Origin of the sequence: Streptomyces sp. NBC_01788 (assembly GCF_035917575.1) — a bacterium.
Taxonomy (GTDB): domain Bacteria; phylum Actinomycetota; class Actinomycetes; order Streptomycetales; family Streptomycetaceae; genus Streptomyces.
Window position 1 is genome coordinate 6,671,664 of the sequence record NZ_CP109090.1, and the last position, 25,622, is coordinate 6,697,285.

Annotated in this window: 1 protein-coding gene (only partly in view); it reads left to right on the plus strand. The window is 75.2% G+C overall.

Annotation, left to right across the window (positions count from 1 at the left end; translation table 11 throughout):
* A protein-coding gene (locus tag OIE49_RS30350) for a type I polyketide synthase (RefSeq protein WP_326805075.1) crosses the window boundary here: on the plus strand, window positions 1-25,622 show its 5' portion. 2,761 nt of this gene lie beyond the right edge of the window; the window shows 25,622 of its 28,383 coding nt (coding positions 1-25,622); it begins with the start codon at window positions 1-3; the stop codon falls past the right edge of the window.

Genomic DNA, 25,622 nt, shown 5'->3' on the forward strand with positions numbered 1-25,622 from the left:
TTGAGGATGGACAACGAACAGAAGCTCCGGGATTACCTCAAGCTTGCGACCGCCGATCTCCGACGCACGCGGCGGCGCGTGAGCGAGCTGGAGTCGGCGGCCCAGGAACCGATAGCCATCGTCGGCATGACATGCCGCTACCCCGGCGGTGTCGGCAGCCCCGAGGACCTGTGGCGGATGGTCGAGGCCGGCGAGAACGGCGTCACCCCGTTCCCCGCCGACCGCGGCTGGGACATGGAGGCGCTCGCCTCCTCGCCGACCTCCCGGGGCGGATTCCTCCACGACGCGACGGACTTCGACGCGGACTTCTTCGGCATCTCGCCGCGCGAGGCGGTCGCCATGGACCCGCAGCAGCGGGTCGTCCTGGAGTCCGCCTGGGAGGCGTTCGAACGCGCCGGCATCGACCCCACCTCCGTCAAGGGCAGCCGCACCGGCGTCTTCATCGGCGCCATGGCCCAGGACTACCGGGTCGGCCCCGCCGACAGCGCCGAGGGCTTCCAGCTCACCGGCAACACCGGCAGCGTGCTGTCCGGCCGCATCTCGTACACCTTCGGCACGGTGGGTCCCGCCGTCACCGTCGACACCGCCTGCTCCTCCTCCCTGGTCGCCGTCCACCTCGCCACCCAGGCGCTGCGCGCGGGCGAGTGCACCCTCGCCCTCGCGGGCGGCGTCACCGTCATGTCAGGCCCCGGCACCTTCATCGAGATGGGCCGCCAGGGCGGACTGTCCGTCGACGGCCGCTGCCGCTCCTTCGGTGACACCGCCGACGGCACCGGCTGGGCCGAGGGCGTCGGCATCCTCGTCCTGGAGCGCCTCTCCGACGCCATCCGCAACGGCCGCGACATCCTCGCCGTCGTCCGCGGCACCGCCGTCAACCAGGACGGCGCCTCCAACGGCCTCACCGCCCCCAACGGCCCCTCGCAGCAGGCGGTCATCGAGCAGGCCCTCGTCAACGCCCGCCTCTCCGCGAGCGACATCGACGCCGTCGAGGCGCACGGCACCGGCACCACCCTCGGCGACCCCGTCGAGGCGCAGGCGCTGCTCGCCACCTACGGCCGGCACCGCGACGAGGACAAGCCGCTGCTGCTCGGCTCGGTGAAGTCCAACATCAGCCACACCCAGGCCGCCGCCGGTGTCGCCGGTGTCATCAAGATGGTGATGGCGATGCGGCACGGCGTGCTGCCCCGCACCCTCCTCGCCGAGGAGCCCACCCGCCACGTCGACTGGTCCCAGGGCGCCGTCCGCGTCCTCACCGAGAACACCGACTGGCCCGCCACCGGCGCCCCCCGCCGCGCGGCCGTCTCCTCCTTCGGCATCAGCGGCACCAACGCCCACACCATCGTCGAGCAGGCCCCCGAGCCGGAGCCCGCCGACACCGAGGACGACACCCCGGGCACCCCGGCCGCCGTCACCGGCGTGGTGCCCGCGCTGCTGTCCGGACGCAGCCCCGAGGTGCTGCGCGCCCAAGCCGCCGCACTGCTCACCACCCTCGGCACCGGCACCCCGCCCGCGCTCCTCGACACCGCCTACTCGCTCGCCACCACCCGCACCGCCTTCGAGCACCGGGCCGTCCTGCTCGCCGCGAGCCTGCCCGAGCTGACCGAGCGGCTCACCGCGATCGCCGACGGCACCGACCCGGCCGCCCTGGCCGGGGCCGTCACCGGCACCGCCCGCACCGAGACCCGCCTCGCCGTCCTGTTCACCGGACAGGGCGCCCAGCGCCTCGGCGCCGGCCGCGGACTCGCCGCCCGCTTCCCGGTGTTCGCCGCCGCCCTGGACGCCGCCCTCGACGCCTTCACGCCCCACCTGGACACGCCGCTGCGCGAGGTGCTGTGGGGCGAGGACGCCGCCCGCCTCGACCGCACCGAGTACGCGCAGCCCGCACTGTTCGCCGTCGAGGTCGCGCTCTACCGCCTCCTGGAGTCCTTCGAGGTCAAGCCGGACCACCTGGCCGGCCACTCCGTCGGCGAGATCGCCGCCGCGCACGTCGCCGGCGTGCTCTCCCTCGACGACGCGGCCACCCTGGTCGCCGCCCGCGGCCGCCTCATGCAGGCGCTGCCCGAGGGCGGCGCGATGGTCGCCGTGCAGGCGAGCGAGGACGAGGTCGCCCCGCTGCTCGCCGGCCACGAGGACCTGGTGTCCCTCGCCGCCGTCAACGGCCCCTCCGCCGTCGTCCTCTCCGGCGACGAGGCCAGCGTCACCGAACTGGCGGCCCGCCTGGCGGCCGACGGACGTAAGACGAGCAGACTGCGCGTCTCGCACGCCTTCCACTCGCCGCTCATGGCCCCGATGCTCGACGAGTTCCGGAGCGTCGTCGAAGGCCTCACGCTGCACAGCCCGCTGCTGCCCGTCGTGTCCAACGTGACCGGCGAGCCGGCCACCGTCGCCCAGCTCACCTCGCCCGACTACTGGGTCGACCACGTCCGCCACGCCGTCCGGTTCGCCGACGGCGTCGACTGGCTCGCCCGGCACGACGTCACCGCCTTCCTCGAACTCGGCCCCGACAGCGTCCTGTCCGCCATGGCGCAGAACTGCCTGGACGCCGTCGGCTCCGACGCCGTCACCGTGCCCGCGCTGCGCGAGGGACGCCCCGAGGGCCACACCTTCACCGCCGCGCTCGCCGCGCTGCACACCCACGGCACCACGCTGCGCTGGGACGCCTGCTTCACCGGCACCGGCGCCCGCCGCACCGACCTGCCCACGTACACCTTCCAGCGCCGCCGCTACTGGCCGCGCGCCGTCCAGGGCAGCGCCGCAGACCTGCGCTCCGTCGGACTCGGCGCCGCCCACCACCCGCTGCTGTCCGCCGCGGTCTCCCTCGCCGACTCCGAGGGCGCCCTGCTGACCGGCCGGATCTCCCTGCTCAGCCACCCGTGGCTCGCCGACCACACCGTCCGCGGCACCATCCTGTTGCCCGGCACCGCCTTCCTGGAGCTGGCCGTCCGCGCCGGCGACGAGGTCGGCTGCGACCGCGTCGACGAACTGACCCTGGCCGCGCCCCTTGTCCTGCCCGAGCAGGGCGGCGTCCAGGTGCAGCTGTGGATCGGCAACCCGGACGAGTCCGGCCGCCGCAGCGTCACCGTCTACGGCCGCCCCGACGCCGACGAGGACGCCCCCTGGACGTCCCACGCCACCGGTGTGCTCTCCTCCTCCCGCGCCGCCACCGACTTCGACGCCACCGTCTGGCCCCCGGCCGACGCCGAGGCCCTCCCCGTGGACGGCCTCTACGACCGGCTCGCCGAGGGCGGCTTCGGCTACGGCCCGCTCTTCCAGGGCCTGCGGGCCGCCTGGCGCCGCGGCGACGAGGTGTTCGCCGAGGTCGTCCTGCCCGAGTCCGGCCACACCGACGCCGAGTCCTTCGGCCTGCATCCCGCGCTCCTCGACTCCGCCCTGCACGCGGCGTCGTTCGTCGACCTCGACGAGCGCGCCGCCGGCGGACTGCCCTTCTCCTGGGAGGGCGTCAGCCTGCACGCGAGCGGCGCCACCACCCTGCGGGTGCGCCTGGCCCCGGCGGCCGGTGACGCCGTCGCGATCGCCGTCGCCGACGACGCCGGACAGCTCGTCCTGTCCGCCGACTCGCTGATCCTGCGCGCGGTCGCGGCCCACGAGATCGACGCCGCCGCCGCGCTCGTCCGCGACGCCCTGTTCCGCCTCGACTGGGTGACCGTCACGGCAGCCGCCGCCTCCGGCACCGCCGTCCTCGTCGGCGAGTACACCTTCGGCCTGCGCGCCCTGCCCCAGTTCGGCGACCTCGCCGTTCACCCGGACCTCGCGGCCCTCGCCGCCGCCGACGGAGCGATCCCGGACACCGTCCTGCTGCCGCTCACCGGCACCGGCCCGGACGCCGACCCGGTCACCGCCGCGCACCGCGCCGCCACCGACGCCCTCGCCGCCGTACAGATCTGGCTCGACCAGGACGAGCGGTTCGCCGCGTCCCGGCTCGTCCTGGTCACCCGGGGCGCTACCACCGGCCATGACCCGGCCGCCGCCGCGGTCTGGGGCCTGGTGCGCTCCGCCCAGTCCGAGAACCCCGGCCGCTTCTTCCTCGTCGACCTCGACGCCGAGCAGGACACGCCCGCCCTTCCGGCCGCCGCCCTCCTCGGCGATGAGCCGCAGCTCGCGGTGCGCGGTGACGAACTGCGTGCGGCCCGTCTGGTCCGTCGTCCCGCTCCCTCCACCGAGGCGGTCTCCGTGTTTGGCGGGGAGGGTGCGGTGTTGGTGACGGGTGGTACCGGTGGTCTGGGTGCGGTGCTGGCGCGTCATCTGGTGGCCGTGCATGGTGTGCGTGAGCTGGTTCTGGTCAGTCGTCGTGGTGGTGAGGCCGCGGGTGCGGTCGAGCTGGTGGCGGAGTTGGCGGAGTCGGGTGCGCGGGCCGCGGTCGTGGCGTGTGATGTGACGGATCGTGCGGCGGTTGCCGAGCTGGTGGCCGCGCATCCGGTGTCGGCGGTGGTGCACTGCGCCGGTGTGCTGGACGACGGCATGGTCGCCTCGCTCACTCCGGAGCGGCTGTCCGCCGTGTTGCGTCCGAAGGTGGACGCGGCCTGGAACCTGCATGAGGCGACGCGCGGTCTGGGTCTGGACGCGTTCGTGGTGTTCTCGTCGGTTGCCGGTGTGTTCGGTAATGCGGGTCAGGCCAACTACGCTGCGGGCAACGCGTTCCTGGACGCCCTGATGGAGTACCGGAGGGCTGCGGGTCTGCCGGGTCTGTCGCTGGCCTGGGGCCCCTGGGAGCGGACCGGTGGCATGACCGGCGACCTCTCCGAGGACGACCTGCGCCGCCTGGCCCGCATCGGCACCCCCGCCCTCACCGTCGAGCAGGGTCTCGCCCTCTTCGACGCCGCCCTCGACGGCGACGACGCCGCGCTCGCTCCCGTCCGCCTGGACCTCTCCGTCCTGCGCGCCGCGGGCGACGTGCCGCCGCTGCTCCGGTCGCTGATCCGGGGCCGTTCGCGCCGTGCCGCCGTCGCCGGATCCGCCACCGCGGGCGGCCTCGCCCAGCGCCTGGCCCGCCTGGACCGCGAGAGCCGCGACGAACTGGTCCTCGACCTCGTCCGCGGCCAGGTCGCCCTGGTGCTCGGCCACGCCACCGGCGCCGACATCGACGCCGGCCGCGCCTTCCGCGAGCTGGGCTTCGACTCCCTCACCGCCGTCGAGCTGCGCAACCGCCTGAACACGGTCACCGGACTGCGCCTGCCCGCCACCCTCGTCTTCGACTATCCGACGGTCAGCCACCTCGCCACGTACGTCCTCGACGAACTCCTCGGCACCGAGGTCGAGGCGGAGGCCGTGCAGCGCGGTACTGCGGCCGTGGCGGACGACCCGATCGTCATCGTGGGCATGGCCTGCCGCTACCCGGGTGGGGTCGCCTCGCCCGAGGACCTGTGGCGCCTGGTCACCGAGGGCACCGACGCCGTCTCCGGCTTCCCCACCAACCGCGGCTGGGACGTCGAGAACCTGTACCACCCGGACCCCGACCACCCCGGCACCGCCTACACCCGTTCCGGTGGGTTCCTGCACGAGGCGGGGGAGTTCGACCCCGGCTTCTTCGGGATGAGCCCGCGTGAGGCGCTCGCGACGGACTCGCAGCAGCGTCTGCTCCTTGAGTCGTCGTGGGAGGCGATCGAGCGGGCCGGCATCGACCCGGTCAGCCTGCGGGGCAGTGCGACCGGTGTGTTCGCCGGCGTGATGTACAGCGACTACAGCGCGATGCTGGCGAGCCCCGAGTTCGAGGGCTTCCAGGGCAGCGGCAGCTCCCCGAGCCTCGCCTCGGGCCGCGTCTCCTACACGCTGGGCCTGGAGGGTCCCGCGGTCACGGTGGACACGGCGTGCTCGTCGTCGCTGGTGGCGATGCACTGGGCGATGCAGGCGCTGCGCTCGGGTGAGATCTCGCTCGCCCTGGCCGGCGGTGTGACCGTGATGTCGACGCCCGCCGTGTTCGTGGACTTCGCGCGTCAGCGGGGTCTGTCGCCCGACGGGCGGTGCAAGGCGTTCTCGGACTCCGCCGATGGTGTCGGCTGGTCCGAGGGTGTCGGCATGCTGGTGCTCGAACGCCAGTCGGACGCGATCCGTAACGGTCACGAGATCCTCGCGGTCGTCCGTGGCTCCGCCGTGAACCAGGATGGTGCCTCCAACGGTCTGACGGCCCCCAACGGTCCCTCGCAGCAGCGGGTGATCCGTCAGGCCCTCGCCAGTGGCGGGCTGTCGGCGGGTGACGTCGACGTCGTCGAGGCGCACGGTACCGGTACGACGTTGGGTGACCCGATCGAGGCGCAGGCGCTGCTGGCGACCTACGGTCGTGACCGTGACGCGGAGCAGCCGCTGCTGCTGGGCTCGGTGAAGTCCAACATCGGTCACACGCAGGCCGCGGCCGGTGTCGCCGGTGTCATCAAGATGGTCATGGCGATGCGCCACGGCGTGCTGCCGCGCACCCTGCACGTCGACGCCCCGTCCTCGCACGTCGACTGGACCGAGGGCGCGGTGGAACTGCTCACCGAGCAGACCGCGTGGCCCGAGACCGGCCGCCCGCGCCGCGCCGCCGTCTCCTCCTTCGGCATCAGCGGCACCAACGTCCACACCGTCCTGGAGCAGCCGCCAGCCCTCGCCGCGCCCGCCCCGGCCGCGCCCGAGCGCACCGCCGGAGCCGTCCCGCTGCTGCTGTCCGGCCGCACCCGCGACGCCCTGCGCGCCCAGGCCGCCCGTCTGCTCACCCACCTCCAGAACCACCCCGAGCCGTCCCTCGCCGATCTCGGCCACTCCCTGGCCACCACCCGCTCCCGCTTCGAGCGCCGCGCCGCGGTGATCGCGCAGGACCGCGACGGACTGCTCGCCTCCCTGACCGCGCTCGCCGCCGGCCGCCCCGACCCGGCCGTCGTCGAGGGCGAGGCCGCCGGTCGCGCCCGGATCGCCGTCATGTTCTCCGGCCAGGGCAGCCAGCGCGCCGCCATGGGCCGCGAACTGTACGAGACCCAGCCCCGGTTCGCCGCCGCGTTCGACGAGGTGTGCGCCGCCCTCGACCCGCTGCTCGACCGGCCGCTGCGCGAGGTCGTGTTCGCCGCCGAGGGCACCGACGAGGCCGCCCTGCTCGACCGCACCGGCTTCACCCAGCCCGCGCTGTTCGCCGTCGAGGTCGCCCTCTACCGCCTCGTCGAGAGCTGGGGCGTCCGCGCCGACTTCGTCACCGGTCACTCCATCGGTGAGATCGCCGCCGCGTACGTCGCCGGGGTGTTCACCCTGCAGGACGCCGCCCGCCTGGTCGCCGCCCGTGCCACCCTCATGGAGGCGCTGCCGTCCGGCGGTGCCATGATCGCCGTCCAGGCCACCGAGGACGAGGTCGCCCCGCTGCTCGGCGAGGGCCTGTCCATCGCCGCCGTCAACGGCCCCACCTCCGTCGTCGTCTCCGGCGACGAGGACGCCGCCGTGGAACTCGCCGCCGAGTTCTCCGGCCGAGGGCGCCGCACCAAGCGTCTGCGGGTGAGCCATGCCTTCCACTCGCCGCACATGGACGCCATGCTCGACGCGTTCCGCACGGTCGCCGAGACGCTGTCCTACGCCGCCCCCCGCATCCCGCTGGTCTCCGACCTGACGGGCCGCAGGGCCGACGACGCCGAGGTGCGCACCGCCGACTACTGGGTGCGCCATGTCCGCGAGGCCGTCCGGTTCGCCGACTGCGTCCGCACCCTGCGCGACGCCGGTGCCACCCTCTTCCTCGAACTCGGCCCCGACGGACTGCTGACCGCCATGGCCGAGGACACCCTCGGCGACGACCGCGACGATCACGGCACCGTGCTCGTCCCGCTGCTGCGCGGCGACCGTCCCGAGGAGACCGCCGCCGCCACCGCCGCGGCCCGCCTCCAGATCCACGGCGTCGACCTCGACTGGACCGCGTACCTCGCCGGCACCGGCGCCCGTCGCACCGACCTGCCGACCTACGCCTTCCAGCACGCCCACTACTGGCCGCAGCTGCCCTCCGCCGCGCCCTTGGCGACCGGCGATGTGGCCGACCAGAAGCTGTGGGCCGCCGTCGAGCGCGGCGACGCCGCCGAACTCGCCGCCGTCCTCGGCCTCGACGAGGACAGCCTCACCCCGCTCGACTCCCTGCTGCCCGCGCTCAGCTCCTGGCGCCGCGGCAACCAGGAGAAGGCGCTCCTCGACACCCTGCGCTACCGCGTCGAGTGGACCCAGCTGCGCAAGCCGGCCGCGCCCGTCCTCGACGGCACCTGGCTGCTCGTCTCCTCCGACGCCACCGCCGACGACGAGACCGAGCTGCTCGACGGGCTCGCCGAGGCGCTCGGCGCGCACGGCGCCCGGGTCCGCCGCCTCGTCCTGGACGCCGACTGCGCCGACCGGGCCGTGCTCGGAGCCCGCATCGCCGACACCGAGTACGCCGCCACCACCGACACCACCGCCCATGTGCTGTCCGTGCTGCCGCTCGACGAGCGCCCCACCGACGGCCCCGCCGGCTTCACCCAGGGCCTCGCCCTGACCATCGCCCTCGTCCAGGCCCTCGCCGACACCGGCGCCCGGGGCCGGCTGTGGACCGCCACCCGCGGCGCCGTCTCCACCGGCCCCGCCGACCCGGTGACCCGCCCCGCCCAGGCCGCCGCCTGGGGCATGGGCCGCGGTGTCGCCCTGGAGCACCCCCGCCTGTGGGGCGGCCTCGTCGACCTCCCGGCCGACTTCGACCGCCGCGCCGGACAGCGCCTCGCCGAAGTCCTCGCGGTCAAGGACGCCCCCGACGGCGAGGACCAGGTCGCCCTGCGCGCCACCGGTGTGCACGGCCGCCGCCTGGTCCGCCACACCGTCGACGAGCTGCCGTCCGCCGACCGGTTCACCGCCTCCGGAAGCGTCCTGATCACCGGCGGCACCGGCGGCCTCGGCGCCGAGACCGCCCGCTGGCTGGCCCGCTCCGGCGCGGACCACCTCGTCCTCACCAGCCGCCGCGGCCCCGACGCCCCCGGCGCCGCCGAACTCCGCGCCGAGCTGACCGACCTGGGCGCGAGCGTCTCCATCGTGGCCTGCGACGTCGCCGACCGCGACGCCCTCGCCGCCGTCCTCGACGGCCTGCCCGCCGACCAGCCCCTCACCGGTGTCGTGCACACCGCGGGAGTCGGCCACTACGGGCGGCTGGACGGACTGACGCCCGCCGAGTTCGCCGGCCTCACCGCCGCGAAGCTGGCGGGCGCCGCCCACCTCGACGACCTCCTCGGCGACCGCGAACTGGACTTCTTCATCCTGTTCGGCTCCATCGCCGGCGTCTGGGGCAGCGGCGACCAGAGCGCCTACGGCGCCGCCAACGCCTACCTCGACGCCCTCGCCCTGGCCCGCCGCGCCCGCGGCCTCGCCGCGACCTCCATCGCCTGGGGTCCGTGGGGCGGCAGCGGCATGGCCGCCGACGACGCCGTCTCCGACACACTGCGACGCCAGGGCCTGCGCCTGCTCGACCCCGCGCACGCCCTCACCGAGATGCGCCGCGCCGTCGTCCGCCAGGACGTCGCCGTCACCGTCGCGGACGTCGACTGGACCCGCTACGCCCCGCTGTTCACCTCCGTCAGGCCCAGCGCCCTCATCAGCGACCTGCCCGAGGTCCGCGCCCTGGCCGCCGAGAACACCCCCGCCGACACCGGCGACGCGTCCGAGATCGTCCAGCGGGTCCGCTCGCTGTCCGAGCCGGAGCAGCTGCGCCTGCTCACCGAGATGGTGCGCGCCGAGGCCGCGACCGTGCTCGGTCACGCCTCCGCCGACGCCGTGCCGGAGGGCCGTGCCTTCCGCGACATCGGCTTCGACTCGCTGACCGCCGTCGAACTGCGCAAGCACCTCGGTGCCGCCACCGGCCTCTCCCTGCCGAGCACCATGGTGTTCGACTACCCGACCCCGCTGGAGCTGGCCCAGTACCTGCGCGCCGAGATGGTCGGCTCCGTCCTTGAGGTCGCGGGCCCCGTCGCCACCGGCGCCGCCGACGACGAGCCCATCGCCATCATCGGCATGAGCTGCCGCTACCCGGGCGGCGTCAGCTCCCCGGAACAGCTGTGGGACCTGGTCCTCTCCGGCACCGACGCGATCACCGACTTCCCGGTCAACCGCGGCTGGAACACCGCCGGGCTCTACGACCCCGACCCGGACCACCCCGGCACCACCTACTCCAGCCAGGGCGGCTTCCTGCACGAGGCCGACGAGTTCGACCCGATGTTCTTCGGCATCTCGCCCCGCGAGGCGCTCGTCATGGACCCGCAGCAGCGGCTCCTCCTGGAGACCACCTGGGAGGCCTTCGAGCGCGCCGGACTCACCCCCGACACCCTCCGTGGCAGCCTGACCGGCACCTTCATCGGCTCCAGCTACCAGGAGTACGGAATGGGCGCCGGGGACGGCACCGAGGGCCACCTGGTCACCGGCACCAGCCCCAGCGTGCTCTCCGGCCGTCTCGCCTACGTCTTCGGCCTGGAGGGCCCGGCGGTCACCGTCGACACCGCCTGCTCGTCCTCGCTGGTCGCGCTGCACCTGGCCTGCCAGGCGCTGCGCAACGGCGAGAGCAACCTCGCGGTCGCGGGCGGCGCCACCGTCATGACCACCCCCAACGCGTTCGTGGCGTTCAGCCGGCAGCGGGCCCTCGCCCAGGACGGCCGGTGCAAGGCGTTCTCCGAGAGCGCCGACGGCATGACCCTCGCGGAGGGCGTCGGCATCGTCCTCGTCGAGCGGCTCTCCGACGCCCGCCGCAACGGCCACCCGGTGCTCGCCGTCATCCGCGGCTCCGCCATCAACCAGGACGGCGCCTCCAACGGCCTCAGCGCCCCCAACGGCCCCTCGCAGCAGCGCGTCATCCGCCAGGCCCTCGCCAACGCCCGCGTCGCCCCGGGGGAGATCGACCTCCTGGAGGCCCACGGCACCGGCACCCCGCTCGGTGACCCCATCGAGGCGCAGGCCCTGTTCGCCACCTACGGCCGCACCCGTACGCCCGAGACCGCACTGCACCTCGGCTCGGTGAAGTCGAACATCGGCCACACCCAGTCCGCCGCCGGCGTCGCGAGCATCATCAAGATGGTCATGGCGCTGCGCCACGGCGTGATGCCGCGGACCCTGCACGCCGACGAGCCCTCCAGCCACGTCGACTGGAGCCCCGGCACCGTGCGGCTGCTCGGCGACAACACCGCCTGGCCCGGGACCGGCCGTCCGCGCCGGGCCGCCGTGTCCTCGTTCGGCATCAGCGGCACCAACGCCCACGTCATCCTGGAGCAGGAGACCGAGGCGCCCGCCGCCGACGACGAGCAGCCCGCCGTGGCGCCCGTGCCGGTCGCCGCCGGTGTCGTGCCGTGGGTCCTGTCCGCCCGCGCCGCCGCCGCGCTGCGCGAGCAGGCCGACCGGCTCCTCACCCACCTCGTGACCGCTGACCCGGCGGCCCGTCCGATCGACATCGGCCTGTCCCTGGCCACCTCCCGTGCTCTCTTCGAGCACCGCGCCGTGGTCGTGCCGCCCGCCGGCACCGACCCGCTTCAGGCGCTGCGCGCCGTCGCCGCCGACGGGCCTTCGGGCGTCGTCGCCCGCGGTGTCGCCGACGTCGACGGCCGTACGGTCTTCGTGTTCCCCGGTCAGGGTTCGCAGTGGGTGGGCATGGGTGCCCAGCTCCTGGATGAATCACCGGTGTTCGCGGAGCGGATCGCCGAGTGCGCCGCCGCGCTGGCCGAGTTCACCGACTGGAACCTCGTCGATGTCCTGCGGGGCGTGGAGGGCGCTCCGACGCTGGAGCGCGTCGATGTGGTTCAGCCCGTGTCGTTCGCGGTGATGGTGTCGCTGGCCGCGGTGTGGCGTGCGCAGGGTGTGGAGCCGGACGCGGTGGTGGGTCACTCGCAGGGTGAGATCGCCGCCGCCGTGGTGTCCGGTGCGCTGTCGTTGCGTGACGGTGCGCGGGTGGTGGCGCTGCGCAGCCAGGCCATCGGGCGCAGCCTCGCCGGCCGGGGCGGGATGATGTCGGTGGCGCTGCCCGTCGCGGATGTGGAGGCCCGTCTCGAGGCGTTCGGCGGGCGGCTGTCCGTCGCCGCCGAGAACGGCCCCCGCTCCTCCGTCGTCGCGGGCGAGCCGGAGGCCCTGGACGAACTGCACGCGCAGCTCACCGCCGAGGAGATCCGGGCCCGCCGGATCGCGGTGGACTACGCCTCGCACTCCCACCACGTCGAGGACCTGCACGACGAGATCCTCGAGCTGCTGGCGGAGGTCGCGCCGGCCGCGTCCGAGATCCCGTTCTTCTCGACCGTCACCGGCGACTGGCTCGACACCACCGTCATGGACGCCGGCTACTGGTACCGCAGCCTGCGCGGACGCGTGCTGTTCGCGGACGCCGTCCGCGACCTGATCGCCGCCGAGCACCGCGCCTTCATCGAGGTCAGCTCCCACCCGGTGCTGTCGATGTCCGTCCAGGACATGCTCGACGACGCCCAGGTGGCCGGTGTCGCCTCCGGCACCCTGAGGCGCGACAACGGCGGCCTCGACCGCTTCCTGCTGTCCGCGGCCGAGGTGTTCGTGCGCGGCGTCCACGTCGACTGGGCCGCCGTGTTCGAGGGGACCGGTGCGTCCCGCGTCGACCTGCCCACCTACGCCTTCCAGCACGAGAACCTGTGGGTCGTCCCGGCCGTCCAGGAGGCCGTCACCGCGGCCGACCCCGAGGACGCCGCGTTCTGGACCGCCGTCGAGGACGGGGACGTCTCCGCCCTGACCGCGGCCCTCGGCACCGACGAGGACTCCGTCGCCGCCGTGCTGCCCGCGCTGTCCTCCTGGCGCCGGTCCCGCCGTGAGCGCTCCACCGTCGACTCCTGGCGCTACCGCGTCACCTGGAAGCCCGTCACCAAGCTCCCGCAGCGCACCCTCGACGGCACCTGGCTGCTGGTGTCCGCCGACGGCGTCGACGACACCGACGTCGCCGAGGCGCTGGAGGCGGGCGGCGCCGAGGTGCACCGCCTCGTCCTCGACGAGAGCTGCACCGACCGCGCCGTCCTGCGCGAGCGCCTCACCGACACCGACGGCGTCTCCGGCATCGTCTCCGTCCTCGCCGGAGCCGAGCGGACCGACGCCGTCCCCGGCACCGGACTCGTCCTCGGGGTCGCCCTCACCGTCGCCCTCGTCCAGGCGCTCGGCGACGCCGGCATCGAGACCCCGCTGTGGGCGCTGACCCGCGGCGCCGTCTCCACCGGCCGCGCCGACAAGGTCACCGCGCCCGTCCAGGCCCAGGTCACCGGCATCGGCTGGACCGCCGCGCTGGAGTGCCCGGGACGCTGGGGCGGTGTCGTCGACCTGCCCGAGACGCTCGACGCCCGCGCCGGCCAGCGGCTCGCGGCCGTCCTCGCCGGCGCGCTCGGCGACGACGACCAGGTCGCCCTGCGCTCCTCCGGCGTCTTCACCCGCCGTGTCGTCCGCGCCGACGCCGCCCCCGAAGGCCCCGCCCGCGACTGGAAGCCCCGCGGCACCACCCTCGTCACCGGCGGCTCCGGCACCCTCGCCCCCCACCTGGCGCGCTGGCTCGCCGAGCAGGGCGCCGAGCACCTGGTCCTGGTCAGCCGGCGCGGCCCGGAGGCGCCCGGCGCCGCCGAACTCCGCGCCGAGCTGGAGGGACGCGGCACCGCCACGACCCTCGCCGCCTGCGACATCACCGACCGCGACGCGGTCGCCGCCCTCCTCGAAAGCCTGAAGGCCGAGGGCCGCACCGTCCGCACGGTCGTGCACACCGCGGCCACCATCGAACTGCACACCCTCGACGCCACCACGCTCGACGACTTCGACCGCGTCCTCGCCGCCAAGGTCGCCGGCGCGCAGATCCTCGACGAACTCCTCGACGACGAGGAGCTGGACGACTTCGTCCTGTACTCCTCCACCGCCGGCATGTGGGGCAGCGGCGCGCACGCCGCCTACGTCGCGGGCAACGCCTACCTGGCCGCCCTCGCCGAGCACCGGCGGGCCCGCGGACTGACCGCCATGTCGCTGTCCTGGGGCATCTGGGCCGACGACCTCAAGCTCGGCCGCGTCGACCCGCAGATGATCCGCCGCAGCGGCCTGGAGTTCATGGACCCGCAGCTCGCGCTGAGCGGCCTCAAGCGGGCCCTCGACGACGACGAGCACGTCATCGCGGTCGCCGACGTCGACTGGGAGACGTACCACCCCGTCTACACCTCGGCCCGGCCCACCCCGCTGTTCGACGAGGTCCCCGAGGTGCGGCAGCTCACGGCCGCTGCCACGCAGAGCGCCGGGACCGCCGTCCACGGCGAGTTCGCCGCCGCGCTGCTGGCCCTGCCCGCCGCCGAGCAGCACCGCAAGCTGCTGGAGACCGTCCGCAACGAGGCCGCCTCCGTGCTCGGACTGGCCACCGCCGACGACCTCACCGACCAGCGCGCCTTCCGCGACGTCGGCTTCGACTCGCTGACCGCCGTCGGGCTGCGCAACCGGCTCGCGTCCGTCACCGGGCTGACGCTGCCGTCCACGATGGTCTTCGACTACCCGAACCCGGCCGCCCTGGCCGGCTTCCTCCACTCCGAACTGGCCGACGTCCACTCCGCGGGCGCCATCGCCGTGACCGCCGGGGCGCCCGTCGACGACGACCCGATCGTCATCGTCGGCATGAGCTGCCGCTACCCCGGCGGCGTCACCTCCGCCGAGGAGCTGTGGCGGGTCTCGCTGGACGAGGTCGACGCGATCTCCGTCTTCCCGGCCGACCGCGGCTGGGACGCCGAGGCCCTCTACGACCCCGACCCGGACGCGTCCGGCCGCACCTACTCGGTGCAGGGCGGCTTCCTGCGCGACGTCGCCGACTTCGACCCCGGCTTCTTCGGCATCTCGCCCCGCGAGGCCCTGTCGATGGACCCGCAGCAGCGCCTCCTCCTCGAGACGGCCTGGGAGGTCTTCGAGAACGCCGGCATCGACCCGGTCGCCCAGCGCGGCAGCCTCACCGGCACCTTCATCGGCGCCAGCTACCAGGACTACGGCGCCGCCGTGCCCGGCAGCGAGGGCTCCGAAGGCCACATGATCACCGGCTCGCTCCCCAGCGTGCTGTCCGGCCGCGTCTCCTACCTGTTCGGCTTCGAGGGCCCCGCCGTCACCCTCGACACCGCGTGCTCGTCCTCGCTGGTCGCCATCCACCTGGCCTGCCAGTCGCTGCGCAACGGCGAGAGCTCCCTCGCTCTCGCCGGCGGTGCCAGCATCATGTCCACGCCCATGTCGTTCGTCGGCTTCAGCCGGCAGCGGGCCCTCGCCGAGGACGGCCGCTGCAAGGCGTACGCCGAGGGCGCCGACGGCATGACCCTCGCCGAGGGCGTCGGCCTGATCCTGCTGGAGCGGCTCTCCGACGCCCGCCGCAACGGCCACGAGGTCCTCGCCGTCATCCGCGGCTCCGCCATCAACCAGGACGGCGCCTCCAACGGCCTCACCGCCCCCAACGGCCCCTCCCAGCAGCGCGTCATCCGCCAGGCCCTCGCCAACTCCGGCGTCGAGGCGGACGACATCGACGTCCTGGAGGGCCACGGCACCGGCACCTCCCTCGGCGACCCGATCGAGGCGCAGGCCCTGTTCGCCACCTACGGCAGGGACCGCGACCCCGAGCGGCCCGTGCTGCTCGGCTCGGTGAAGTCCAACATCGGCCACACCCAGATGGCCTCCGGCGTCGCCAGCGTCATCAAGCTGGTGCACGCCCTCAACGAGGGCGTCGTCCCCAGGTCGCTGCACATCGACGAGCCGTCCACCCACGTCGACTGGTCCTCCGGCACCATTCAGCTGCTCACCGAGCGCACCGAGTGGCCCGAGACCGGCCGCCCGCGCCGCGCCGCCGTGTCCTCCTTCGGCCTCAGCGGCACCAACGCCCACACCATCCTGGAGCAGGCCCCCGCCGAGACCGCCCCGGCCGCCCCCGAGGAGGACACCCCCGCGCCGCGGGACGCCCTCGTGCCCGTCCTCGTCTCCGGACGCGGCGAGGCGGCCCTGCGCGCCCAGGCCGGAGCCCTGCTCGACCTGCTGGCGGGCCGCCCCGGCATCCACCCGACCGACCTGGCGTTCTCCCTCGCCACCTCGCGCGCCGCCCTCGAGCACCGCGCCGCGGTCGTCGCCGACGACCACGAAGGACTGGTGCGCGGCCTGACCGCACTGCGCGACGGACTGCCCGGCGCCGGTCTCGTCCAGGGCCGCACCGGCCGTGGACGCACCGCCTTCCTGTTCACCGGACAGGGCAGCCAGCGCCTCGGCATGGGGCGCGAACTGTACGAGCGCCACCCGGTGTTCGCCGACGCCCTGGACGCGGTGCTCGTCCGGATCGACGGCACCACCGAACGCCCCCTGCGCGACGTGCTGTTCGCCGCCGAGGGCTCCGAGGACGCCGCCCTGCTCGACCGCACCGGCTACGCGCAGCCCGCGCTGTTCGCCCTCGAAGTGGCGCTGTTCCGGCTGCTGGAGTCGTGGGGGATCACCCCCGACTACCTGGCCGGCCACTCCGTCGGCGAGATCGCCGCCGCGCACGTCGCCGGCGTCCTCGACCTCGACGACGCGTGCGCCCTGGTGGCCGCCCGCGGCCGGCTGATGCAGGCGCTGCCCGAGGGCGGCGCGATGGTCGCCCTGGAGGCCGCCGAGGACGAGGTGCTGCCGCACCTGGAGGGCCTCGCCGACCAGGTCTCCGTGGCCGCCGTCAACGGGCCCAGGTCCGTCGTCGTCGCCGGTGTCGAGGAGCCCGTGCTCGCCGTCGCCGCGCACTTCGCCGAGCAGGGGCGCCGCACCAAGCGCCTACGGGTGAGCCATGCCTTCCACTCGCCGCTCATGGACGCCATGCTGGACGACTTCGCCGCCGTGGCCCGCACGCTGACGTACCACGCTCCGGCGATCCCGTTCGTCTCCAACGTGACCGGCACCCTCGCCACCCCCGAGCAGGTGTGCGGCGCCGACTACTGGGTCTCCCACGTCCGCTCCGCCGTGCGCTTCGCCGACGGCATCGGCTGGCTGTCCGCCCAGGGCGGCGTCCAGACCTTCCTGGAGCTCGGCCCCGACGGCGTGCTCACCGGGATGGCCCGCGAGGGCCTCACCGACGCCTCCCGCACGGCGCTGCTGCCCACGCTGCGCGGCGACCGCCCGGAGGAGCAGGCCCTCGTCACCGCCGTCGCCGCGGCCCACGCCCACGGCTTCGACGTCGACTGGGCCACCTGGTTCGAGGGCAGCGGCGCCCGCCGCGTGGCCCTGCCCACCTACGCCTTCCAGCGCGAGCGGTACTGGCCCGACACCACCGCGGCCGGCACCACCACCGTCGCACCCGGCTCCGCGCTCGACGCCGAGTTCTGGGCCGCGGTGGAACACGCCGACGTCGCCTCGCTCGCCGCCTCACTCGGCCTCGACGACACGACCGTCACCGCGATGGTCCCGGCGCTCACCGCCTGGCGGCAGCGCCGCGGCGAACAGTCCGCGCTCGACTCCTGGCGCTACCGCGTCACCTGGAAGCCGCGCGGCGGCGCCCCCGCCGCCGCACCCACCGGACGCTGGCTCGTGCTCGTACCGGCGGAGCACCGCGACGAGTCCACCGCCGCCTGGGCCGCAGACGTCGAGGCCGCCCTCGCCACCGCGACCGTCCGCGTGGAGGTCACCGGCACCGACCGCGCCGCCCTCGCCGCCCGCCTCACCGAGGCCGCCGACGGCGACACCTTCCAGGGCGTGCTGTCGCTGCTGCCGCTCGCGCCCGGCGACGCCGGACACCCCGGCGCCCCCGCCGCGCTCACCCTCACCGCCACCGCCCTCCAGGCGCTCGGCGACGCCGGCCTCGACGCCCCGCTGTGGAACGTCACCCGGGGAGCCGTCGCCGTCGGCCGCTCCGAGCAGGTCACGGCACCCGAGCAGGCCGCCGTGTGGGGCCTTTGCCGGGCCGCCGCCCTCGAACTGCCCGGCCGCTTCGGCGGCAGCGTCGACCTCCCGGAGGACCTGGACACGCAGGCCGCCCGACGGCTGCGCGGCATCCTGGCCGCGGGCGACGGCGAGGACGCCGTCGCCGTCCGCGCCGGCGGTGTCTTCCTGCGCAGGCTGGCCCACAGCCCCGTCGCCGACACCGTCCGCCCCGCCTTCGACCCGGCGGCCGGCACCGTCCTGATCACCGGCGGCACCGGCGGCATCGGCGGACACCTCGCCCGCCGCCTCGCCCGCGACGGCGCCGCCCACCTGCTGCTCACCAGCCGCCGCGGACCCGACGCCCCGGGCGCCGCCGAACTCCGCGCCGAACTCGAGGAGTCGGGCGCCCGCGTCACGATCGCCGCGTGCGACGCCGCCGACCGCGACGCGCTCGCCGCACTCCTCGTCGAGGTGCCCGAGGACGCGCCGCTCACCGCCGTCTTCCACACCGCGGGCGTCGTCGACGACCACGTGGTGGACGAGCTGACCCCGGCGAGCTTCGCCACCGTCCTGCACGCCAAGACGGTCGCCGCCCGCCATCTGCACGACCTCACCGCCGGCCTCGACCTCGCCGCGTTCGTCCTGTTCTCCTCGACCGCCGGCCTCATCGGCGCCGCCGGACAGGGCAACTACGCCGCCGCCAACGCCCAGCTCGACGCCCTCGCCGAGCAGCGCCGCGCCCAGGGCCTGCCCGCCCTGTCCGTGGCCTGGGGCCCCTGGGCCGGCTCCGGCATGGTCGCCGACGCCGCCGAGATCGCCGCCCGCGTGCGCCGCGGCGGATTCGAACCCCTCGACCCCGCCTCCGGCGTCGCCGCGCTGCTGCGCGCCGTCGACAACGGTGACACCACCGTCGCCATCGCCGACATCGACTGGGAACGCTTCCTGCGCGCCTTCGCGGCCGGCCGCCCGCTGCCGCTCGTCGCCGACCTCCCGGAGACGGCCGGCGCCACCGCCCCGGCGGCGGCCACCGCCACCGGGTCGAGCCTGCGGCAGCAACTCGCCGAGATGCCCGCCGAGGAGCGCCCCGCACACGTCCTCGACCTGCTGCGCACCCAGGTGGCGGCCGTGCTCGGCCACACCGATGCCCGCACCGTCGACGACGACCTGGCCTTCCGGGACCTCGGCTTCGACTCGCTCACCGTCCTCGAGCTGCGCAACGCGCTCAACGCCATCACCGGCCTGAGCCTGCCCGCCTCCCTCGTCTACGACCACCCCACGCCGCGCGAGATGGCGGACTTCCTGCTCGCCGAACTCCTCGGCACGCTCCCGGACTCCACCGCCCACACCGTCGCCACCCGGGCCGTCGACGACGACCCGATCGCGGTCGTCGGCCTCGCCTGCCGCTTCCCCGGCGGCGTCACCACGCCCGAGGAGCTGTGGCGGCTGCTGACCGAGGGCCGCGACGGCATCACCCCTTTCCCCGACGACCGCAACTGGGACATGGCGGCGCTCGGCGCCGGCGCCTCCGACACGCTGCACGGCGGATTCCTCGCCGGGGTCGCCGACTTCGACGCCCGCTTCTTCGGCATCTCGCCCCGCGAGGCGCTCGCCATGGACCCGCAGCAGCGGCTGCTGCTCGAAACCACCTGGGAGGCGCTGGAGCGGGCCGGCATCGACCCGGCCGCGCTGCGCGGCTCCACCACCGGTGTCTTCGTCGGCACCAACGGCCAGGACTACCCGAACCTGCTGCGCCGCTCCGCCTCGGACGTCGCCGGCTACGTCGCCACCGGCAACACCGCCAGCGTGATGTCCGGCCGCCTCTCCTACGCCCTCGGCCTGGAGGGTCCCGCGGTCACCGTCGACACCGCCTGCTCCTCCTCGCTGGTCGCCCTGCACTGGGCGGGCCGCGCGCTGAGCGCCGGCGAGTGCGACCTCGTCGTCGCGGGCGGCGTCTCGGTGATGTCGACCCCCGACTCCTTCGTCGAGTTCAGCACCCAGGGCGGACTGGCCCCCGACGGGCACTGCAAGCCGTTCTCCGACGACGCCGACGGCACCGCCTGGTCCGAGGGCGTCGGCATCCTGGTCCTGGAACGGCTCTCCGACGCGATCCGCAACGGCCACGAGGTCCGCGGCATCATCCGCGGCACCGCGGTCAACCAGGACGGTGCCTCCAACGGCCTGACCGCCCCCAACGGCCCGTCCCAGCAGCGCGTCATCCGCCAGGCCCTCGCGGACGCCCGCCTCGCGCCGTCCGACATCGACGCGGTCGAGGCGCACGGCACCGGCACCACCCTCGGCGATCCGATCGAGGCGCAGGCCCTGCTCAACACCTACGGCAGGGACCGCGACGCCGAACAGCCGCTGCTCCTCGGCACCATCAAGTCGAACATCGGCCACACCCAGGCCGCCGCGGGCGTCGCCGGCGTCATCAAGATGCTGCTGGCGATCCAGCACGGCACCCTGCCGCGCACCCTGCGCGTCACCAGCCCCACCAGCCACGTCGACTGGAGCGGCGGCGCCGTGTCGCTGCTCACCGAGGAACGCGACTGGCCCGGGACCGGACGGCCGAGGCGCGCAGGCGTCTCCGCCTTCGGCGTCAGCGGCACCAACGCGCACGTCATCGTGGAGCAGGCTCCCGCCGACGAGCCCGCCCCCGCCCCGGCCGACGAGCCCGCCCCCGCCGCCGAGGTCGGCACCGTCCCGTGGATCGTCTCCGGCCGCAGCCGCGAGGCACTCCAGGACCAGATCGACCGGATCACCGCGTACGCCGCCGCCCACCCGGAGCTCTCCCCGCTGGACGTCGGCCGCTCCCTGGCCACCGACCGTACCCTCTTCCCGCACCGCGCCGTGCTGCTCGCCGGCCCCGACGGGGTGCGCGAGACGGCCCGCTCGGTCGCGTCCCGCACCCCCGGCCGCACCGCCTTCCTGTTCTCCGGGCAGGGCGCACAGCGCGCCATGATGGGCCACGGCCTGTACGAGCGGTTCCCGGTGTTCGCCGACGCGCTGGACACGGTCCTCGCGCAGTTCGACACCGCGCTGGACTTCTCGCTGCGCCAGGTCCTGTTCGCCGCGCCGGGCACGCCCGACGCCGAGCTGCTCGACCAGACCGGCTGGACCCAGCCCGCACTGTTCGCCGTAGAGGTCGCCCTCCACCGCCTCCTGGAGTCGTGGGGCCTGACCCCCGACCACGTCGCCGGTCACTCCGTCGGTGAGATCGCCGCCGCGCATGTCGCCGGGGTGTTCTCGCTGGAGGACGCCTGCCGGCTGGTGGCGGCCCGCGCCTCCCTGATGCAGGAGCTGCCGCGGGGCGGTGCGATGCTCGCGGTGCGCGCCACCGAGGAGGAGGTGCTTCCGCTTCTGACGGAGCGGGTGTCGATCGCCGCGGTCAACGGTCCTTCGTCGGTGGTCGTCGCCGGTGACGAGGACGAAGTCGCCGCGATCGCCGAGCACTTCGAGGCGCAGGACCGCAAGACCACCCGGCTCAGGGTGAGCCACGCCTTCCACTCGCCGCTCATGGACCCGATGCTGACCGCCTTCGGCCGGGTCGCGGAGTCCCTCACCTACCACGAGCCCCGCATCCCCCTGGTCTCCACCGTGACGGGCGCCCCCGCCGGTGCCGAACTCCTCACCCCCGCCTACTGGGTCCGCCACGTCCGCGAGACCGTCCGGTTCGCCGACGGCGTGCGCGCCCTGCGCGAGGCCGGCGTCACCGCCTTCGTGGAGATCGGCCCGGACGGCCGGCTTTCCGCCGCCGCCCAGCAGACCCTGGACGCGTCCGCCGACGGGGCACCCGCCACCGCCGTCCCGCTCCAGCGCCGCGACCGCGCCGAGGAGACCACCCTCCTGGACGGGCTGGCCACCCTGCACACCCAGGGCAACGGACCCGACTGGACCGCCTGGTTCGCAGGCACCGGCGGGCACCGCGTCGAACTGCCGACGTACGCCTTCCAGCGTGAGCGCTACTGGCCCGAGCCCGCCGCGCCCGGCGCCACCGGCACTCCGGACCCCGTCGACGCCGCCTTCTGGGCCGCCGTCGAGCGGGAGGACCTGGAGAGCCTCACGGCCTCCCTGGGCCTGGACGGCGACACCGTCACCACGATGGTGCCCGCGCTGTCCGCCTGGCGCCGACGCAACGACGCCCGCTCCACCGCCCGCGACTGGCGCTACCACGAGAGCTGGACCGCGCTCGGCACCCCGGCGCACGCCGCCCCGGCCGGCCGGGTCCTGGCCCTCGTGCCCGCCGAGCACGCGGGCGCCGACTGGGCGGAGACGCTCGTCACCGCTCTGGGCGCCGACCCGCTCGTCGTCGACGAAGCCCCCGGCTCCCTCGCCCGGGAACTCGCGGACGTCGACCCGGCCGGCTGGACCACGGTGGTCTCGCTGCTCGCCGCGGGCACCGGCACCCTGCCGGCGCCCGACGCCGCACCGGCCGCCGTCCTTCAGGCCCTGCGGGCCGCCGGTGTCGACGCCCCGCTGTGGTGCGTCACCCGCGGCGCCGTCTCCGTCACCGGGGAGGCACCCGCCGCCGTCGGCCAGGCCGCCCTGTGGGGCATGGGCCGAGTCGCCGCGCTTGAGCACCCCGAGGGCTTCGGCGGCCTCGCCGACCTCGCGCCCGACGCCGACGCCGCCACCGCGGCCCTGCTCGCCGCCCACCTGACCGGGCCCGGCAGCGAGGACCAGATCGCCGTCCGCGCCGCCGGCCTGTTCGGCCGCCGCCTCGTGCGCACCGCCGTCGCCCCCGGCGACGCCGGATGGCGCCCGCACGGCACCGTCCTCGTCGTCGGCGGCACCCGCACCATGAGCGCCCACGCCGCCCGCTGGCTCGCCCGCGAGGGCGCCGCCCGCCTGGTGCTGACCACCTCGCCCGCCGACGGCGGCACCGACACCGAGGAACTGCGGGCCGAACTCGCCCGGCTCGGCGCCGAGGCCACCGTCGCGGTCCACGACACCGGCGACCGGGACGCGGCCACCGCGCTCCTGGACGGTCTGACCGACCTGACCGCGGTCGTGTACGCCGACGACACCCCGGCGGACGGCCTGGCCGCCGCCCTCGCCCCGGTGGACGCCCTCGCCGAGGCCGTCGCCGGCCGCTCCCTGGACGCGTTCGTCCTCTTCGGCTCCATCGCCGGGGTCTGGGGCGTGCGCGGCAGGTCCGACGAGGCCGCGGGCGGCGCCTACCTGGACGCCCTCGCCCGCGCCCTGCGCGCCGGCGGGACGCCCGCGCTGGCCGTCTCCTGGGGCGCCTGGGCCGAGCTGGCCGACCCGTCGACCACCGCCCACCTGCGGATGAACGGGCTGCCGGTGATGGACGCCGACGCCGCCCTGACCGCCCTTGCCGGTGCCGTCGCCGACGGCTCCGCCGCGGTCACCGTCGCCGACGTCCGCTGGGACACCTTCGCCCCGGCGCACCACGAGGCCAGGACCACCGCGCTGTTCGACGGCCTGCCCGAGGCCAGGACCGCCCTCGCGGGCGCGGCCCGCGCCCGTACCGAGGAGGCCGCCGCCTCCGGCGGCTACGGCCAGTGGCTCCTGGAGCAGCCCGCCGCCGACCGGGACGACATCCTGCTCGCCCTCGTCGGCGAGAAGGCCGCCCTGGTCCTCGGCCACGCGGACACCGCGCTCGTCGAACCCGACCTGCCCTTCCGGGACCTCGGCTTCGACTCGCTGACCGCCGTCGACCTGCGCAACCAGCTCACCGCGGCGACCGGCATCACGCTGCCCGCGACCCTGGTCTTCGACCACCCGAACCCCGCGGCGCTCGCCGCGCACCTGCGCACCGAACTCCTCGGCGGCGCCACGGACACCGCCGCCCCGGTGGCCGCGCCCGTCGCCACCGGCGACGACCCGGTCGTCATCGTCGGCATGGCCTGCCGCTACCCGGGCGGCGTCAACTCGCCCGAGGACCTGTGGCAGCTCCTCCTCGACGAGGTCGACGCCGTCGGTGACTTCCCGACCGACCGGGGCTGGGACCTCGACGCCCTCGCCACGGACGGCCCGGGCCGCAGCGCCACCGACCAGGGCGGATTCCTCTACGACGCCACCGACTTCGACCCCGGCCTGTTCGGCATCTCGCCGCGCGAGGCCATGGTGATGGACCCGCAGCAGCGGATCCTGCTCGAGGCGTCCTGGGAGGCCCTGGAACGGGCCGGCATCGACCCGGTGACCCTGCGGGGCAGCGGCACCACCGGCGTCTTCGTCGGCGGCGGCTCCGGCGACTACCGGCCGCCGGCCGAGTACGGCCAGTGGCAGACCGCCCAGTCCGCCAGCCTCCTGTCCGGCCGCGTCGCCTACACCCTCGGTATCCAGGGCCCCACGGTGTCCGTCGACACCGCCTGCTCCTCCTCCCTGGTCGCCCTGCACCTGGCCGCCCAGGCCGTGCGCTCGGGCGAGTGCTCGATCGCCCTGGCCGGCGGTGTCACCGTGATGGCCACCCCCGTCGGCTTCGTCGAGTTCAGCGCCCAGGGCGCACTGTCGCCCGACGGCCGCTGCCGCGCCTTCTCCGAGGACGCCAACGGCACCGGCTGGTCGGAGGGTGTCGGCATGCTCGTCGTCGAACGCCTCTCCGACGCCCGCCGCAACGGCCACCGCGTGCTCGCCGTGCTGCGCGGCTCCGCCATCAACCAGGACGGCGCCTCCAACGGCCTGACCGCGCCCAGCGGCCCCGCCCAGCAGCGCGTCATCCGCCAGGCCCTCGCCAACGCCCGCCTGGAGAGCGCCGACGTCGACGCCGTCGAGGCGCACGGCACCGGCACCAAGCTCGGCGACCCGATCGAGGCGCAGGCCCTGCTGGCCACCTACGGCCAGGACCGCGAGCGGCCCGTGCTGCTCGGCTCCCTGAAGGCCAACATCGGCCACACGCAGGCCGCGTCCGGTGTCGGCGGCGTCATCAAGATGGTGCTCGCCATGCAGCACGGTCTGCTGCCGCGCTCGCTGTACGCCGAGAACCCCTCCTCGCACGTCGACTGGACCGCGGGCAACGCGCGCCTGCTCACCGAGCCCACCGCCTGGCCCGAGTCGGAGCGGGTGCGCCGGGCCGCCGTCTCCTCCTTCGGGGCCAGCGGCACCAACGCCCACCTGATCCTGGAGCAGCCGGCCCCCGTCAAGCAGCCCGCGCGGCCCGCCGGGCCCGCCGCGGACGGCTCGCCCGTCCCGGTCCTGCTGTCCGGCCGCTCGGAGAACGCGCTGCGCGCCCAGGCACGCAAGCTCCTGGCCCACGTGACCGGCCACCCCGAGGAGACGGTCACCGACCTGGCCCGCACCCTGGCCACCACCCGCGCCGTCTTCGAACACCGGGCCGCGGTGACCGCCGCCGACCGGGACGCGCTGCTCGCCGGGCTCACCGCCGTCGCGGAGGGCAACACCGCCGCGCAGGTCGTCGAGCACCATGTGGAGCGCACCGGCAAGCATGCCGTGCTCTTCTCCGGCCAGGGCTCCCAGCAGCTCGGCATGGGCCGGGACCTGTACGAGCGGTTCCCGGTGTTCGCCGAGGCGTTCGACGTGGTCCTCGCCCGGCTCGACGGCCACCTCGGTGCCTCGCTGCGGGAGATCGTCTGGCACGGTGACCAGGAGACCCTGAACGAGACCGGGCACACCCAGCCCGCGCTGTTCGCCTTCGAGGTCGCCCTGTACCGCCTGGTGGAGTCCTGGGGTGTGACGCCGGACTTCGTCGCCGGTCACTCCGTCGGCGAGATCGCCGCCGCCCATGTCGCGGGCGTCCTCTCCCTGGACGACGCCTGTCGGCTGGTCGCGGCACGGGCCCGCCTGATGCAGGAACTGCCGCGCGGCGGCGCCATGGTCGCGGT